The organism is Nocardioides iriomotensis, from assembly GCF_004168035.1.
GTDB lineage: Bacteria > Actinomycetota > Actinomycetes > Propionibacteriales > Nocardioidaceae > Nocardioides_B > Nocardioides_B iriomotensis.
Genome location: NZ_SDPU01000013.1, coordinates 61,401 through 75,233, shown reverse-complemented (window position 1 = coordinate 75,233; position 13,833 = coordinate 61,401). Strand labels below are relative to the sequence as shown.

Genomic DNA, 13,833 nt, shown 5'->3' with positions numbered 1-13,833 from the left:
AACACGTTCCCAGGGTGGCCGACGAGGGCCGCTCGCGTCCTCGAAACGCCCAAATCGGTACGCGTCCGGCGGGACTAGATCCAGGCCTTGAACCAGATCCGGTGCAGCCAGTCCGGGGTGGTGATCAGCTCGCCGGTGTAGATGGGCCAGAACCACGCGAAGTTGAGCACCACGAGCACCACGAAGGCGCCGGCCAGCGTGGTGCCCCACAGCCGTCGTGCCGGCGTGGCGCGGGGCCCGCCCATCAGCACGCCGAGCGCGAGGGTCAGCCCGATCACGGTGAACGGCAGGATCGAGATGGCGTAAAAGGAGAAGATCGGACGGTCGTCGTACCGGATCCAGGGCAGCCAGGTGGAGACGACCCCGACGACGACCAGGCCGAACCGCCAGTCGCGGCGGGCGACCCAGCCCCAGATCGCGTAGAGGAAGGCGATCGCCGCGCCCCACCAGAGCGCGGGCGTGCCGAGCAGCAGCACCTGGCGCAGGCAGGTGCTGCCCGCGGCGGCGGTGCAGCCCTGCTGGCCCGGCTCGATGCCGAGGTCGGCCTGCATGCCGACGGGGCGGTTCAGCACCAGCCACCACTGTGGCTTGGACTGGTAGCTGTGCGTCGCGTCGTTGAGGAAGCGCGTGTGGAACGTGTACACGTCCTGGTGGTAGTTCCACAGCGAGCGCAGCGACTGGATCAGCTCGGGGAAGAAGCCCTGCGCGTCGTGCTGGAGGTAGCCGCCCCAGTAGGGGCCGTACTGCGTGTTGGACAGCGCCCGCTCGTAGACGTCGGCGTGCAGCAGCCAACCCGTCCACGAGACGACGTACACGACCAGCGCCACGACGACGAGGTAGAAGAAGGCCGGGATCGCGTCGACGACGAACGCGCGGGCCCGGGCGTTGCGGACGCCGAGGGAACGGCGGGCGCCGGCGTCCCAGAGCCAGACCAGGATGCCGAACGCCGCGAGGGGGAACAGCGCGTTCCACTTGGTACCGCACGCGAGGCCGAAGAAGAGGCCGGCGCTCAGCCGCCACGGTCGCCAGAGCAGGCCGCGTACGGGGCCCCAGTCGGAGGCCGTCGTGCGGTAGCCCGACGGCACCAGCCGGGCCATCCGCATCCGCCCCCAGTCGCGGTCGGCGACCAGGCACGCGACGGCGCACAGGAGGAAGAACGCCAGGAAGATGTCGAGCAGCGCCGACCGGGACATCACGAAGTGCAGCCCGTCGACGGTGAGCAGCAGGCCGGCCGTGCCGCCCAGCAGGTTCGACCCGGTGAGCCGGCGGACCAGGCGGACCATTACGAAGACCATCAGCGCGCCGACGACCGCCGAGGAGATCCGCCAGCCGTAGGAGTCGAGCCCGAACACCCTCTCGCCGAGCGCGATCACCCACTTCCCGACCTCCGGGTGCACGACCATGCTCGGGTTGTCCTTGAACAGCCCGGTGGTCTGCCCGGCGATGATCTTCTTGTCCGCGCCGGCGACGTAGTCGGTGACGTAGCCGTGGTGCAGCAGGGACCAGGCGTCCTTGGCGTAGTAGGTCTCGTCGAAGAGGAACCGGTTGGGGCGGCCGAGGTTCCAGATCTGCAGGAACAGCGCCAGCATGCCGAGCACCGTGGCCGTCGCCCAGCCCGCGAAGGAGTCGTGGTCGGCCCGGGCCAGGACGGGGACGAACCGGCGGCGGGCGCTCGGCACGACCCGGCCGTCGGCGGTGCGCGAGAGCCCCGAGGTGTGCTCGGCGGGCTCCTGCGTCACGGTCACGGCGGAAACCCTACGGGTGCCCCTTCGTTCAGCGGGGGCGGCTGGGAGGATCGGCGCGTGGACACCGAGCGAGCGCCCCTGGACGGTGGGGTCCTCGTGCTCGCCGCGACGCCGATCGGGCGGCCGGACGACGCACCACCGCGGCTGGCCCGCGAGCTCGCCGAGGCCGACGTGGTCGCGGCCGAGGACACCCGCCGGCTCAAGCGGCTCTGCGCCGACCTGGGCGTGACGGTCGGCGGCCGGGTCGTGTCCTACTTCGAGGGCAACGAGGCGTCCCGCACCGGCTCGCTCGTCGACGCGCTCGAGGCCGGCGAGCGCGTGCTGCTCGTGACCGACGCCGGAATGCCGTCGGTGTCCGACCCGGGCTACCGGCTCGTCGCGGCGGCGGTCGAGCGCGGCCTCCCGGTGACCGCCGTGCCCGGTCCGTCGGCGGTGCTCACCGCCCTGGCCGTGTCGGGGCTGCCGGTCGACCGGTTCTGCTTCGAGGGGTTCCTGCCGCGCAAGGCCGGCGAGCGGGCGCGACGGCTCGCCTCGCTCGCCGACGAGCCGCGGACGATGGTGTTCTTCGAGGCGCCGCACCGCACCGGGGCGGCGCTGACCGCGATGGCGGAGGCGTTCGGCGGCGAGCGGCCGGGCGCGGTCTGCCGCGAGCTGACCAAGACCCACGAGGAGGTACGGCGGGCCGGGCTGGCCGACCTCGCGGCCTGGGCGGGCGACGGCGTGCGCGGCGAGGTGACGATCGTCGTGGCGGGCGCGACCGGAGGCGGCGACGTGCCGACCGACCCGGCGTCGCTGGCGGCGCTGGTCGCCGAGGCCGAGGCCGCGGGCCTGACCCGCAAGGACGCGATCCTCGACGTGGCGAGGCGGGCCGGTCTGCCCAAGCGCGAGGTCTACGACGCGGTGCACAAGAAGCCATGAGCGCGAGCCACCGCCCACCGGTCCCCGAGCCGCTGCCGCACCCGGTCGTCGACAACCACTGCCACCTCGACATCGCCCGCGACGGCGAGGACGTGCTCGGCGTCGAGGAGGCGCTCGCGCAGGCGGCGGCCGTCGGCGTCACCCGGATCGTGCAGATCGGCTGCGACCTGCCCGGCGCGCGCTGGGCGGTCGAGGCCGCCGCGACCCACGACGCGCTGGTCGCCGGGGTCGCGCTGCATCCCAACGAGGCGCCGCGGCTGGCCGCCGCCGGCTCGCTCGACGACGCGCTCGACGAGATCGAGCGGCTGGCGTCGTCCTCCGACCGCGTGCGGGCCGTGGGGGAGACGGGGCTCGACTACTTCCGCACCGGCGAGGACGGGATGGCCGCGCAGCACCACTCGTTCCGCCGGCACGTGGAGCTGGCCAAGCGGCTCGGCAAGTCGCTCGTCATCCACGACCGCGACGCCCACGACGACGTGCTGCGCATCCTCGACGAGGAGGGCGTGCCCGACCGGTTCGTCATGCACTGCTTCTCCGGCGACGCGGCGTTCGCGCGCGCGTGCCTCGACCGCGGCGGCTACCTGTCGTTCGCGGGCACGGTCACGTTCAAGAACGCCGAGCCGCTGCGCGACGCGCTCCGGGTGGCTCCCCGCGACCGGCTGCTCGTCGAGACCGACGCGCCGTACCTCACCCCGATGCCGCACCGCGGACGCGCCAACGCGTCGTACCTGGTGCCGCTGACGGTGCGGGCGATGGCCGAGGCGCGGGGCGACGACCTCGCCGAGCTGTGCGCCGCCGTGGACGCCAACACCGAGGTCGCCTTCGGCGGTGCCTGGTAAGCGCCGGTACGCCGGAAATGCCCCGAAAATGTTGTATGCAACACCGGCCTGGACCGGTCGTGAACGCGTGATTCGCCCCACCGCGCAGGGGGAACCAAGGGGGCGAACAGGTCCGAATCGTTTGGCAGCCTCGCTGCCTGCCGTTATGGTCTTGTGACTGTTGGCCGGGAGCGGGGAAGTTCTCGGGCGACATCCGGGGGGCCACACGCAGTGATTCCACGGCTCGAACCCACCACCTGGGGGACGGCCGCGGGGGACGCGTGCGGGCCGTTGCGCTGTTCGGGCGCCGATGGATCGTCGCCGCCCGCGGCCCGGGGAGCACGAACATTGGAGAACTGTGCGAACTCGCATCGCACTGCTGACCAGGAGCAAGCGCGCTCTCGCCGTCCTCGTGGGGGGCGTCACCCTGGCCGTCGCGGCCACCGGTGTCGGCTACGCCTCGATGACCAAGACAGTGACCCTGTCGCTGGACGGCCAGGAGACGCAGGTCCGCGTCCTCGGTGACACCGTGGCGGACGTGCTCGACAGCCAGGACATCAGCGTCGACCAGCGCGACCAGGTCTTCCCGAGCCTCGACTCGTCCGTCGGCGACGGCGGCTCGGTGGCGGTGAAGTTCGCCCGCCCCCTCGACGTGAGCGTCGACGGTGAGGACTCCCGCTACTGGGTGACCGCGACCGACGTGGCCGGTGCCCTCGGCCAGATCGGCGAGCGCTTCAAGCAGGCCGACCTCTCGGTCAGCCGCGGCGCGGAGATCGGCCGCGAGGGTCTCGACCTCGACGTCGTCACCCCCAAGGACCTCACGGTGAAGATCGGCGGCGACAAGGCGACCGACGAGAGCGTCGCCGCCCTCACCGTCGGTGACGCGCTCGAGAAGCTCGGCGTCAAGGTCGGCAAGCACGACGAGGTCGAGCCCGGGCTCGGCACCGTGCTCGAGGACGGCGACAAGCTGGTCTTCACGCAGGTCCGCAAGGTGACCAAGAAGGTCACCGAGGACGTGGCGTACAAGACCATCGAGCGCACCGACTCCTCGATGTACGACGACGAGTCCGAGACCGTCCGCGCCGGCCAGGACGGCAGCCGCCGGGTGACCTACCGGATCATCATCGAGAACGGCAAGGTCGCCGACCGCAAGGAGCTCGAGGCGACGGTGCTGCGCGCGCCGGTCGACGCCATCGAGCGGGTCGGCACCAAGGAGCGTCCGGTCGCCACCAACTTCGCCGGTGGCAACACCGTGTGGGACCGCCTCGCGCAGTGCGAGTCGGGCGGCAACTGGGCCATCAACACCGGCAACGGCTACTACGGCGGCCTCCAGTTCAACCTGGGCACGTGGCGTTCCTACGGCGGTCCGGGCTACCCGCACACCGCCAGCCGCGAGACCCAGATCGCGATCGCGACCAAGGTCCGCGACGCGAGCGGTGGCTACGGCGCCTGGCCGGGCTGCGCGGCCTCGCTGGGTCTGCCGCGCTGACCGCCCAGCCGCTGGATAGGGTCGCCCGCGTGGGCGACGACTTCACCTCCGCCGGCCCGAGACTCCTCGGGCCGGCGGACGTGCGTCGGCTCGCCGCCGCCCTCGACCTCCGGCCGACCAAGCAACGCGGCCAGAACTTCGTCATCGACCCCAACACCGTCCGCCGCATCGTGCGGGCCTCCGGGGTCGGTTCCGACGACGTGGTCGTCGAGGTCGGGCCCGGACTCGGGTCGCTGACGCTGGCCCTCCTGGAGGAGGTACGGCGCGTCGTGGCGATCGAGGTCGACCCGGTTCTCGCCCGCGCGCTGCCCGCCACCGTCGCGGACCGCGCACCGGAGCACGCCGACCGGTTCGAGGTCGTCGAGGCCGACGCGCTGCGCGTCGACTCCGTCCCCGGCCCGCCGCCGACCGCGCTGGTGGCGAACCTGCCCTACAACGTGTCGGTCCCGGTCCTGCTGCACCTGATGGCGCTGCTGCCGTCCCTGCGGCACGGCCTGGTCATGGTGCAGTCGGAGGTGGCCGACCGGCTCGCTGCCGCGCCGGGCTCCCGCACCTACGGCGTCCCGTCGGTCAAGGCGGCCTGGTTCGCCGAGGTCCGGCGGGCCGGGGCGATCGGCCGCAACGTCTTCTGGCCCGCGCCCAACGTGGACTCCGGGCTGGTCGCCTGGGAGCACCGCGACCCGCCGACCACGTCCGTGCGCCGGGAGCAGGTCTTCGCGGTCGTCGACGCCGCGTTCGCGCAGCGCCGCAAGACGCTGCGGTCCACCCTGAAGGCGACCGCCGGGTCCGCGCAGGCCGCCGAGGCCGCGCTGGTGCGCGCGGGCGTCGACCCCCAGGCGCGCGGTGAGATGCTCCGCGTCGAGGACTTCGCCCGGATCGCCGAGGAGCTGCAGCGCGAGGCCGCCCGATGAGCCTCGCCGACGGCGGCGGGCCCGCCTGGGTGCGGGCGTCCGCGCCCGCCAAGATCAACCTGCACCTCGGCGTCGGGCCGGTGCGCTACGACGGCTTCCACCCGCTTGCGACCGTCTACCAGGCGGTCGGGCTGCTCGACGAGGTGACCGTCGCACCCGCGGCCGACTGGACGGTGACCGTGGCCGGCGACGAGCGCCTCGCCCTGTCCGACGTACCCGAGGACGGGACGAACATCGCCGTCCGCGCGGCCCGGCTGCTCGCCGAGCACGCCGGCCTCGACGAGCCGGTGTCCGTGCGCATCGACAAGGGCATCCCGGTGGCCGGCGGCATGGCCGGCGGCAGCGCCGACGCCGCCGCCACGCTGGTCGCCTGCGACGCCCTGTGGCAGCTCGGCACCCCGCGCGAGGAGCTGATGCTGCTGGCCGCCGAGCTCGGCAGCGACGTGCCGTTCGCGCTGGTCGGCGGGACCGCCGTCGGCACCGGGCGCGGCGAGGTCGTCGTGCCGGCGATGGTGCGCGGTGACTACTGGTGGGTGGTCACCGGGGCGGCGCAGGGCCTGTCGACCCCGCAGGTGTACGGCGAGTTCGACGTGATCGCGGAGGGCCTGGGCGTCGGCGAGCCCGAGATCCCCGACGAGCTCATGGAGGCGCTGCGCGCGCACGACCTGGAGAAGCTCGCGCTGTCGCTGCACAACGACCTCGAGCCCGCCGCGATCCGGCTGCGTCCCGAGCTGAGCGACGTGCTCGCCACCGGCATCGACGAGACCGCCCTCGGTGCGCTGGTCTCCGGCTCGGGTCCGAGCTGCCTGTTCCTGTGCTCCGGCCGCGAGCACGCCCACCAGGTCGCGCAGAGCCTGCGCCTGGCGAAGGCGGGCGACCCCGTGACGGTCGCGCGGGGCCCGGTGCCGGGCGCGCGGGTGGAACGGTTCGGCTGATGCCTCCGAGAAGTCAGGGCAACCTGGTCAGCCTGGAGCGGGTCAGCAAGTCCTACGGCATCCGCCCGCTGCTCGACGACGTGTCCCTCGGCGTCGGCGCCGGTGAGCGGATCGGCGTCGTCGGCCGCAACGGCGACGGCAAGACCACCCTGCTGCGCGTGCTGTGCGGCGCCGAGGAGCCCGACCAGGGCCGGGTCGCGCGCAACCGCGGGCTGCGCCTCGGCAACCTCTCGCAGGGCGACGACCTCGAGCCCGGCGTCACGGTCCGGCACGCCGTCCTCGGCGACCGGGCCGACCACGAGTGGGCCGCCGACGCGACCACCCGCGAGACGGTCGAGGTGCTGCTCGCCGGGGTCGAGCTGGACCGGACGGTGGACGGCCTCTCGGGCGGCGAGCGACGCCGCTGCTCGCTGGCCGCGCTGCTCCTCGACGACCACGACCTGGTCGTGCTCGACGAGCCGACGAACCACCTCGACGTGGAGGCGGTCGCCTGGCTGGCGCGCCACCTCGTCCGCCGTACCTCCGCGCTGGTGGTGGTGACGCACGACCGCTGGTTCCTCGACGCGGTCTGCGAGCGCACCTGGGAGGTGCACGACGGCGACGTCGACGTGTACGACGGCGGGTACGCCGCCTTCGTGCTCGCCAAGGCCGAGCGGCAGCGCCAAGCGGCGGCCAGCGAGGCCCGCCGGCAGAACCTCGTCCGCAAGGAGCTCGCCTGGCTGCGCCGCGGCGCCCCGGCCCGCACCAGCAAGCCGAAGTTCCGCATCGACGCCGCCAACACCCTGATCGAGGACGTGCCGCCGCCGCGGGACCGGCTGGAGCTGCAGGCGTTCGCGACGCAGCGGCTCGGCAAGGACGTCATCGACGTCGAGGACGTCGACCTCGTGCGCGGCGACCGCACCCTGCTGCAGCACGCCACCTGGCGGCTCGGGCCCGGCGACCGGGTCGGCCTGGTCGGCGTCAACGGCGCCGGCAAGACCTCGGTGCTGCGGCTGCTGTCCGGCGAGCTCGCGCCGGCGGCCGGCCGGGTGCGCACCGGCCGCACCGTCGCGCTGGAGCACCTCACCCAGGCGGTGACCGAGGTCGACCCCGAGGAGCGGGTGCTGCCCTCGGTCGAGAAGATCAAGCGGGTCACCAAGGTCGCGGGCGGCGAGGTGACCGCGACGTCGATGCTGGAGCGGTTCGGTTTCATCGGCGACCGGCTGACCGCCCGGGTCGGTGACCTGTCCGGCGGCGAGCGGCGCCGGTTCCAGCTGCTGCGGCTGCTGCTGTCCGAGCCCAACGTGCTGCTGCTCGACGAGCCGACCAACGACCTCGACATCGAGACCCTGAACGTCCTCGAGGACTTCCTCGACGGCTGGCCCGGCACGCTCGTCGTGGTGTCCCACGACCGGTACTTCCTGGAGCGCGTCTGCGACAGCGTGTGGGCGCTGCTCGACGACGGGCAGGTGTCGATGCTGCCGCGCGGCGTCGACGAGTACCTCGAGCGACGCGAGGCCGCCCTCGCCGCCTCCGCCCCCGAGGCTGGTGCGGCCGCCCCGTCGGAAGCCGTACCCACGGCGCAGGAGCAGCGCGAGGCCCGCAAGACCGTCGCCCGCATCGACAAGCAGCTCGCCCGGCTGGCCGAGCGCGAGGCCGCGCTGCACGCCGACCTGGCCGAGCACGCGACCGACTACGAGAAGCTGGCCGAGCTCGACGCGGAGCTCCGGGCCGTCGTGGCCGAGAAGGACGCGCTCGAGGAGGAGTGGCTCGAGGCCGCCTCCGTCCTGGAGTAGCCGCACCACCCGGGCGTGGTCAGTTCTCGAACGCCACGACCAGCGACCGAAGAAGTCCCGCGAGCTGCCGCTGCGCGCCGGCGTCGAGACCGGCGAGGAGCTCGTGCTCGCGGTCGAGCAGGGCCGACAGGGCGCCGTCGACGGTCGCCCGGCCCGCGTCGGTGAGCCGCACCAGCACGCCGCGCCGGTCCTTCGGGTCGGGTAGCCGCGCGACGAACCCGCGGGCGGCCAGCCGGTCGACCCGGTTGGTCATCGTCCCGCTGGTCACCAGCGTCTCCTTGAGCAGCCGGCCGGGGGAGAGCTCGTACGGCGAGCCGGCGCGGCGCAACGCCGCCAGCACGTCGAACTCCCACGACTCCAGGCCGTGCTCGGTGAACGCCTGCCGCCGCGCCCGGTCCAGGTGGTGGCTCAGCCGGCTGACCCGGCTCAGCACCTCCATCGGCCGCAGGTCGAGGTCCGCGCGCTCGCGGCGCCAGGCGTCGACCAGGCGGTCGACCTCGTCCTGCTGCGGCTCCGGCATGTGCTTAGCGTACTCGTGAAGATTCTTGACATCGAGACACCTGGCCGCCCAGGATGTATCTTGACGTCAAGATACTTCGAGCGGAGGCACCGATGGCACCGAGCCCACCGAGCCACACCTGGGACCCCGAGCGGTACCTCCAGTTCGCCGACGAGCGCGGCCGCTCCTTCGTCGAGCTGATCGCCCGGGTCGGCGCGACCGATCCGGCGACCGTGGTCGACCTCGGCTGCGGCCCCGGCCACCTGACCCACGTGCTGCGCGAGCGCTGGCCGGCCGCCTCGGTGCTCGGCGTCGACTCCTCCGCGCCGATGCTCGCCAGGGCCGAGCCCGCCCACGGCGTGCGTTTCGAGCTCGGCGACGTGCGCACCTGGCAGCCCGTGGCGCCCGTCGACGTGCTCGTCTCCAACGCCACGCTGCAGTGGGTGCCCGGCCACCTCGAGCTGCTGCCGCGGCTCGTCGGGCACGTCGCGCCCGGCGGCTGGTTCGCGTTCCAGGTGCCCGGCAACTTCGAGGAGCAGAGCCACGTCATCCGGCGCGACCTCGCCGCCGAGGAGCCGTACGCCGCGCACACCGCCGACGTCGCCGCCCCCGACGCCTTCGGGCCGGACGTCTACCTCGACGCGCTGGCCGGCCTCGGCTGCACCGTGGACGCGTGGGAGACGACGTACCTGCACGTGCTGGAGGGCGAGGACCCGGTCTTCACGTGGGTCAGCGCGACCGGTGCCCGGCCGACGCTCGAGGCGCTGCCCGACGGGCTGCGCGAGGAGTTCACGGCGGAGTTCAAGGCACGGCTGCGCGCGGCGTACCCGCCCCGGCCCTACGGCACCGTCCTCGCGTTCCGGCGCGTCTTCGTCGTCGCGCGGGTGCCCGCGTGAGCGCCGGGCTCGTCGTGCGGGACGCCCGGCCCGACGACCTCGACGCCGTGATCGCCCTGCTGCGCGAGGACGCGATCCGCGAGGTCGACGAGGCCGAGGTCCCCGCGTCGGCGTACGCCCCGGCTTTCGCCGAGATCCTCGCCGACGACCACCACCAGCTCCTCGTCGGCGAGGCGGACGGCGAGCTGGTGGCCACCGCGCAGCTGTCGTGGCTGCGCCGGCTCACCTACGTGGGCGGGCTGTTCTGCGTCGTCGAGTCGGTGCGGGTGCGCTCCGACCTCCGCTCCCGGGGGTACGGCGCCGACCTGATGCGCGCGGTCGAGCGGATCGCCCGCGACCGCGGCGCCGCCCGCATCGAGCTCACCACCAACGCGCGCCGCGACCGGGCGCGCACGTTCTACGAGCGGCTCGGCTACGTCCCGTCGCACGTCGGCATGAAGCGCTACCTCGGAGGTGTCGCATGACCCGGGTGCTCCTGCACCACGTCCAGGTGTCCTGCCCGGAGGGTGGCGAGGACGCGGCCCGCCGGTTCTACGCCGGGGTGCTCGGCCTGCCGGAGGTGCCGAAGCCGCCGGCGCTCGCGGCGCGCGGCGGCTGCTGGTTCCGCGACGAGGGCGTCGAGGTGCACGTCGGGGTGGAGCCCGGCTTCGCGCCCGCGCGCAAGGCACACCCGGCGTTCCTGCTCGAGGACGGCGCCGCCCTCGACGAGGCCGCAGCCCGCTGCGCGGCGGCCGGCTTCCCGGTCGGCTGGGACGAGGACCTGCCCGGCTACCGCCGCTTCCACACCGCGGACGGCAACGGCAACCGGGTCGAGGTCCTCAGTCCCGCGGGCTGATCAGCCGATCGTCGCCGTGACCGGTGTCGCGGCCAGGGCCGGCCGGCCGAGCGTGTCGTAGGACATCAGCGAGAAGCACCAGACTCCGGGCGCGATCGGCCGCATGTCGGTGTCGTTGGCGCCCACCGGGACGCTCCAGGCGTACGGCCCCTCGGTGACCGGGGCGCCGGTCGGGGCGGCGCAGTCGCCCGGGGTCGTGGTGAGCGAGAAGGCGGGCCCGCGGGCGTTGACGTTCAGCCAGGCCTCCTGGACCGGCTCCGCCGCGTGGTTCCACGTGAGCGTGACCCAGCCGGACGCCGGCTCACCGGTGTTGCTGTAGGTGCCCTGCGTAGCCGTGATGGCGCCGGACGCGGGCATCCGCACGCCGAGGTCGCACCACTCCGTCTCGCTGACCTCCACCTTGCCGCCGTACATCTTCTTGGCGCGCTTGATGTCGACCTTCTGCAGCACGCGGCAGTTCCAGTGGCCGGGCATCTCGTCGCCGTCGGTGCGGTCGTCGGTCACGCACTTGTACTGGGCGACGCCGTTGATGTGCATGGTGTTCATCAGCGAGCACTGGCTGTCGTCGTGCTTGAGGCCGAGGACGTGACCGAGCTCGTGGGCCATCACCAGGGTCTGGCCGGGCCAGGCGCAGGTCTGACCGTCGGCGTCGGTGCCGTGCAGGATGTTGACGAAGGCCTGGCGCTTGCCGGTGTAGCCGAGCGTGGCGAGGCCGGTGCCGCAGCCGTTGGGGACGTTCGTGGAGTTGCGGATCAGGAGCTGGGCCTTCTTCTTGCTCTTGATCTTCTTGAACTTCATGTCGATGCCGCTGCGGTTCCACAGCGTGACCGCGCGCTTGACCGCGTCGGAGTCCTTGGTGGCGTCGAAGTAGGTGATGGTGCGGCCGGGCCACGTGCGGACGCGGGCGTAGCGCGCGGTGGCCCCGTCCTCGTCGTGGTCGAAGTACTTCTCCACCACGTCGGGTGTCTTCGGAGCCGTGGACAGGGCACGGTGGCCGGTCGAGGGGCCCGAGGTGTCCCGGGCGACGGCGGAGGGGCTCGCGGTCGCCACGAGGGCGAGGGCGACGGCGGCGACCAGGGCGCCGACGAGGGTGCGGGGTGCGTTCACGCGCGTCAGGGTATCCGCGCGGACTCCGAAGTACCGCTTTTGTTGCGATCCGGCCGCACGGCGTATCTCCGCCCGGCGGTGGCTACGCCCCGCCGCGCAGGGTCGGCTTCTTCTCGAGGTTCGCCAGGCCGTGCCAGGCGAGGTTCACCAGGTGTGCGGCGACCTCCTCCTTGGACGGCTTGCGCGCGTCGAGCCACCACTGGCCAGTGGTGCCGACCATGCCGACGAGCATCTGGGCATACATGGGCGCGGCCTTGGCGTCGAAGCCGCGGCTCTTGAACTCCGCCGCGAGGATGTGCTCCACCCGGCTGGCGACGTCGCCGATGATCGAGACGAACGACCCCGAGGAGGAGCCGACCGGGCTGTCGCGCACCAGGATCCGGAAGCCGTCGGGGTTCTGCTCGATGTAGTCGAGCAGCGCGAACGCCGCCTGCTCCAGCAGCACGCGGGGGTGCCCGGCCGTCAGGGCGCGCGTCATCATGTCGAGGAGGCTGCGCACCTCGCGGTCGACGACGACGGCGTACAGGCCCTCCTTGCCGCCGAAGTGCTCGTAGACGATCGGCTTGGACACCTCGGCGCGCGAGGCCACCTCCTCGATGGACGACCCGTCGAAGCCGCGCTCGGCGAAGAGCCCACGGGCAATGAGGATGAGCTGCTCGCGGCGCTCCGCCGCGGTCATCCGGCCGCGCTGGTAGCGCCGGGTCTTCTCGTTGCTCACCTCGGACACGTCCTTCATTCAAGCAAAGCGGCGGCCCGGTGCTCCGGGCCGCCGCTGCTGTGGCAGTTGTCGATGCTGCTGTCGGTCCTGCTGGCGGTGTGGCTCAGGCCGCGCGGGAGACGGTCTCGGGCACCTGGTTGGCGACGAGCTTGGCGTCGATCCGCTCGCGGACCGGCCAGCGGACGTCGTACACCCAGCCGAGCTTCTCCATCACGCGGATGACCCGCGCGCTGGTGTCGATCTGACCCTTGAGCACGCCGTGCCGGGCGCACGTCGGGTCGGCGTGGTGCAGGTTGTGCCAGGACTCGCCCATCGACGGGATCGCCAGCCACCAGACGTTGGCGGACTTGTCGCGGGAGACGAACGGGCGCTCGCCGATCGTGTGGCAGATCGAGTTGATCGACCACGTCACGTGGTGCAGCAGCGAGACCCGCACCAGCGAGCCCCAGAAGAACGCCGTCAGCGCGCCCTGCCACGACATGGTCAGCAGGCCGCCCGCCAGTGCGGGGAGCAGCAGCGAGACCAGGACCCAGAACGGGAACTGCCGCGACACCTTGACGATGTCGGGGTCCTTCATCAGGTCGGGGGCGTACTTGCGCTGCGGGGTCTGCTCGGGGTTGAACAGCCACATCATGTGGGCGTACAGGAACCCCTTGGTCAGGGCGCCGACGCCGGTGCCGTAGCGCCACGGCGAGTGCGGGTCGCCGTCGCGGTCGGAGAACTTGTGGTGCTTGCGGTGGTCGGCCACCCAGCGCACGACCGGGCCCTGGATCGCCATCGACCCGGCGACCGCCCAGAAGATCTTCACAGCACGGTTGGGCTTGTAGGACTTGTGCGTGAACAGGCGGTGGAAGCCGACCGTGATGCCGTGGCCGGTCAGGGCGTACATGACCGCGAAGATCACCACGTCGGTCCAGCCGAGCCAGCCGCCCCAGGCGATCGGGACGGCGGTGACGAGCGCGAGGAACGGGACCACGATGAAGATGCCCAGCACGACCTGGTCGGTGCGGGAGAGGTGGTCGCCGCCCAGCGTCGCGTCGATCTGGGTCAGCTCGTCGGGACCGGTGCCGTCGGGCGGGCGGGGGGCAAGCTCGGTGGCAGGTGCGGTCATGCGCGTCGGTTCCTCACGAGTCGGGGGCAGGTCGACGTACTTACGCAACCGTAACCTACGGAACCGTAAGTTCAAA

The 13,833-nt window shown here is 72.8% G+C and carries 14 protein-coding genes; 9 read left to right on the top strand and 5 right to left on the bottom strand.

Going from position 1 to position 13,833, the window contains the following annotated elements; genetic code table 11:
• Positions 1-74: 74 nt before the first annotated feature.
• Positions 75-1,745: a dolichyl-phosphate-mannose--protein mannosyltransferase gene (locus tag ETU37_RS05250; RefSeq protein WP_240755553.1), complete on the bottom strand. Its 1,671-nt coding sequence runs from the start codon at positions 1,743-1,745 to the stop codon at positions 75-77.
• Positions 1,746-1,802: 57 nt separating this feature from the next.
• Here ETU37_RS05250 and rsmI point away from each other — a divergent pair, with 57 nt between their 5' ends.
• From rsmI to ETU37_RS05220, 6 genes are all read left to right on the top strand, one after another.
• Positions 1,803-2,663: a 16S rRNA (cytidine(1402)-2'-O)-methyltransferase gene (gene rsmI / locus ETU37_RS05245; RefSeq protein WP_240755552.1), complete on the top strand. Its 861-nt coding sequence runs from the start codon at positions 1,803-1,805 to the stop codon at positions 2,661-2,663.
• The gene (locus ETU37_RS05240; RefSeq protein ID WP_129986028.1) at positions 2,660-3,502 is read left to right on the top strand and encodes a TatD family hydrolase; all 843 of its coding nucleotides are present in this window, start codon (positions 2,660-2,662) and stop codon (positions 3,500-3,502) included. The genes rsmI and ETU37_RS05240 overlap by 4 nt, the downstream gene beginning before the upstream one ends.
• Before the next feature lie 337 nt (positions 3,503-3,839).
• Complete coding sequence (locus ETU37_RS23805; protein ID WP_276319668.1) at positions 3,840-4,970, top strand: resuscitation-promoting factor; 1,131 nt, start codon at positions 3,840-3,842, stop codon at positions 4,968-4,970.
• 29 nt (positions 4,971-4,999) lie between these two features.
• Entirely contained in the window at positions 5,000-5,881 is an 882-nt protein-coding gene (gene rsmA, locus ETU37_RS05230) for a 16S rRNA (adenine(1518)-N(6)/adenine(1519)-N(6))-dimethyltransferase RsmA (RefSeq protein WP_129986024.1), read from the top strand.
• A complete protein-coding gene (locus tag ETU37_RS05225; protein WP_129986022.1) occupies positions 5,878-6,816 on the top strand; it encodes a 4-(cytidine 5'-diphospho)-2-C-methyl-D-erythritol kinase in 939 nt (312 codons plus the stop codon). Before rsmA ends, ETU37_RS05225 begins: the two co-directional genes overlap by 4 nt.
• Positions 6,816-8,591: an ABC-F family ATP-binding cassette domain-containing protein gene (locus ETU37_RS05220; protein ID WP_129986020.1), complete on the top strand. Its 1,776-nt coding sequence runs from the start codon at positions 6,816-6,818 to the stop codon at positions 8,589-8,591. The genes ETU37_RS05225 and ETU37_RS05220 overlap by 1 nt, the downstream gene beginning before the upstream one ends.
• Positions 8,592-8,610: 19 nt before the next feature.
• On the opposite strand, the gene ETU37_RS05215 is transcribed toward ETU37_RS05220, so the two are convergent.
• Positions 8,611-9,111, bottom strand: a complete 501-nt coding sequence (locus ETU37_RS05215; protein ID WP_129986018.1) for a MarR family winged helix-turn-helix transcriptional regulator — start codon at positions 9,109-9,111, stop codon at positions 8,611-8,613.
• Positions 9,112-9,203: 92 nt separating this feature from the next.
• On the opposite strand from ETU37_RS05215, the gene ETU37_RS05210 reads away from it, so the two are divergent.
• The 3 genes from ETU37_RS05210 to ETU37_RS05200 are packed head-to-tail and all read left to right on the top strand — an operon-like array spanning position 9,204 to position 10,821.
• On the top strand, positions 9,204-9,986 hold the full coding sequence (locus ETU37_RS05210) for a methyltransferase domain-containing protein (RefSeq protein ID WP_129986016.1): 783 nt from the start codon (positions 9,204-9,206) through the stop codon (positions 9,984-9,986).
• Positions 9,983-10,450 carry a GNAT family N-acetyltransferase gene (locus tag ETU37_RS05205; RefSeq protein WP_129986014.1) on the top strand — a complete coding sequence of 156 codons (468 nt, stop codon included), beginning with the start codon at positions 9,983-9,985 and terminating at the stop codon, positions 10,448-10,450. The genes ETU37_RS05210 and ETU37_RS05205 overlap by 4 nt, the downstream gene beginning before the upstream one ends.
• Positions 10,447-10,821 (top strand): VOC family protein, encoded by a 375-nt coding sequence (locus ETU37_RS05200; RefSeq protein WP_129986012.1) that lies wholly within the window; start codon positions 10,447-10,449, stop codon positions 10,819-10,821. The genes ETU37_RS05205 and ETU37_RS05200 overlap by 4 nt, the downstream gene beginning before the upstream one ends.
• Here the strand turns inward: ETU37_RS05200 and ETU37_RS05195 are convergent, their stop codons facing one another.
• From ETU37_RS05195 to ETU37_RS05185, 3 genes are all read right to left on the bottom strand, one after another.
• Entirely contained in the window at positions 10,822-11,928 is a 1,107-nt protein-coding gene (locus tag ETU37_RS05195; RefSeq protein WP_129986010.1) for a M57 family metalloprotease, read from the bottom strand. It lies immediately after the preceding gene.
• An 82-nt stretch (positions 11,929-12,010) separates the two neighbouring features.
• A complete protein-coding gene (locus ETU37_RS05190) occupies positions 12,011-12,607 on the bottom strand; it encodes a TetR family transcriptional regulator (protein ID WP_420819100.1) in 597 nt (198 codons plus the stop codon).
• A 142-nt stretch (positions 12,608-12,749) separates the two neighbouring features.
• A complete protein-coding gene (locus ETU37_RS05185; RefSeq protein WP_129986006.1) occupies positions 12,750-13,757 on the bottom strand; it encodes an acyl-CoA desaturase in 1,008 nt (335 codons plus the stop codon).
• Positions 13,758-13,833: the final 76 nt, after the last annotated feature.

Coding starts and splice junctions, on each gene's coding strand:
- ETU37_RS05240 (WP_129986028.1), top strand. CDS start 2,660: ATGAGCGCGAGCCACCGCCCACCGGTCCCCGAGCCGCTGCCGCACCCG.
- ETU37_RS05225 (WP_129986022.1), top strand. CDS start 5,878: ATGAGCCTCGCCGACGGCGGCGGGCCCGCCTGGGTGCGGGCGTCCGCG.
- ETU37_RS05220 (WP_129986020.1), top strand. CDS start 6,816: ATGCCTCCGAGAAGTCAGGGCAACCTGGTCAGCCTGGAGCGGGTCAGC.
- ETU37_RS05215 (WP_129986018.1), bottom strand. CDS start 9,111: ATGCCGGAGCCGCAGCAGGACGAGGTCGACCGCCTGGTCGACGCCTGG.
- ETU37_RS05210 (WP_129986016.1), top strand. CDS start 9,204: ATGGCACCGAGCCCACCGAGCCACACCTGGGACCCCGAGCGGTACCTC.
- ETU37_RS05200 (WP_129986012.1), top strand. CDS start 10,447: ATGACCCGGGTGCTCCTGCACCACGTCCAGGTGTCCTGCCCGGAGGGT.
- ETU37_RS05190 (WP_420819100.1), bottom strand. CDS start 12,607: ATGACCGCGGCGGAGCGCCGCGAGCAGCTCATCCTCATTGCCCGTGGG.
- ETU37_RS05185 (WP_129986006.1), bottom strand. CDS start 13,757: ATGACCGCACCTGCCACCGAGCTTGCCCCCCGCCCGCCCGACGGCACC.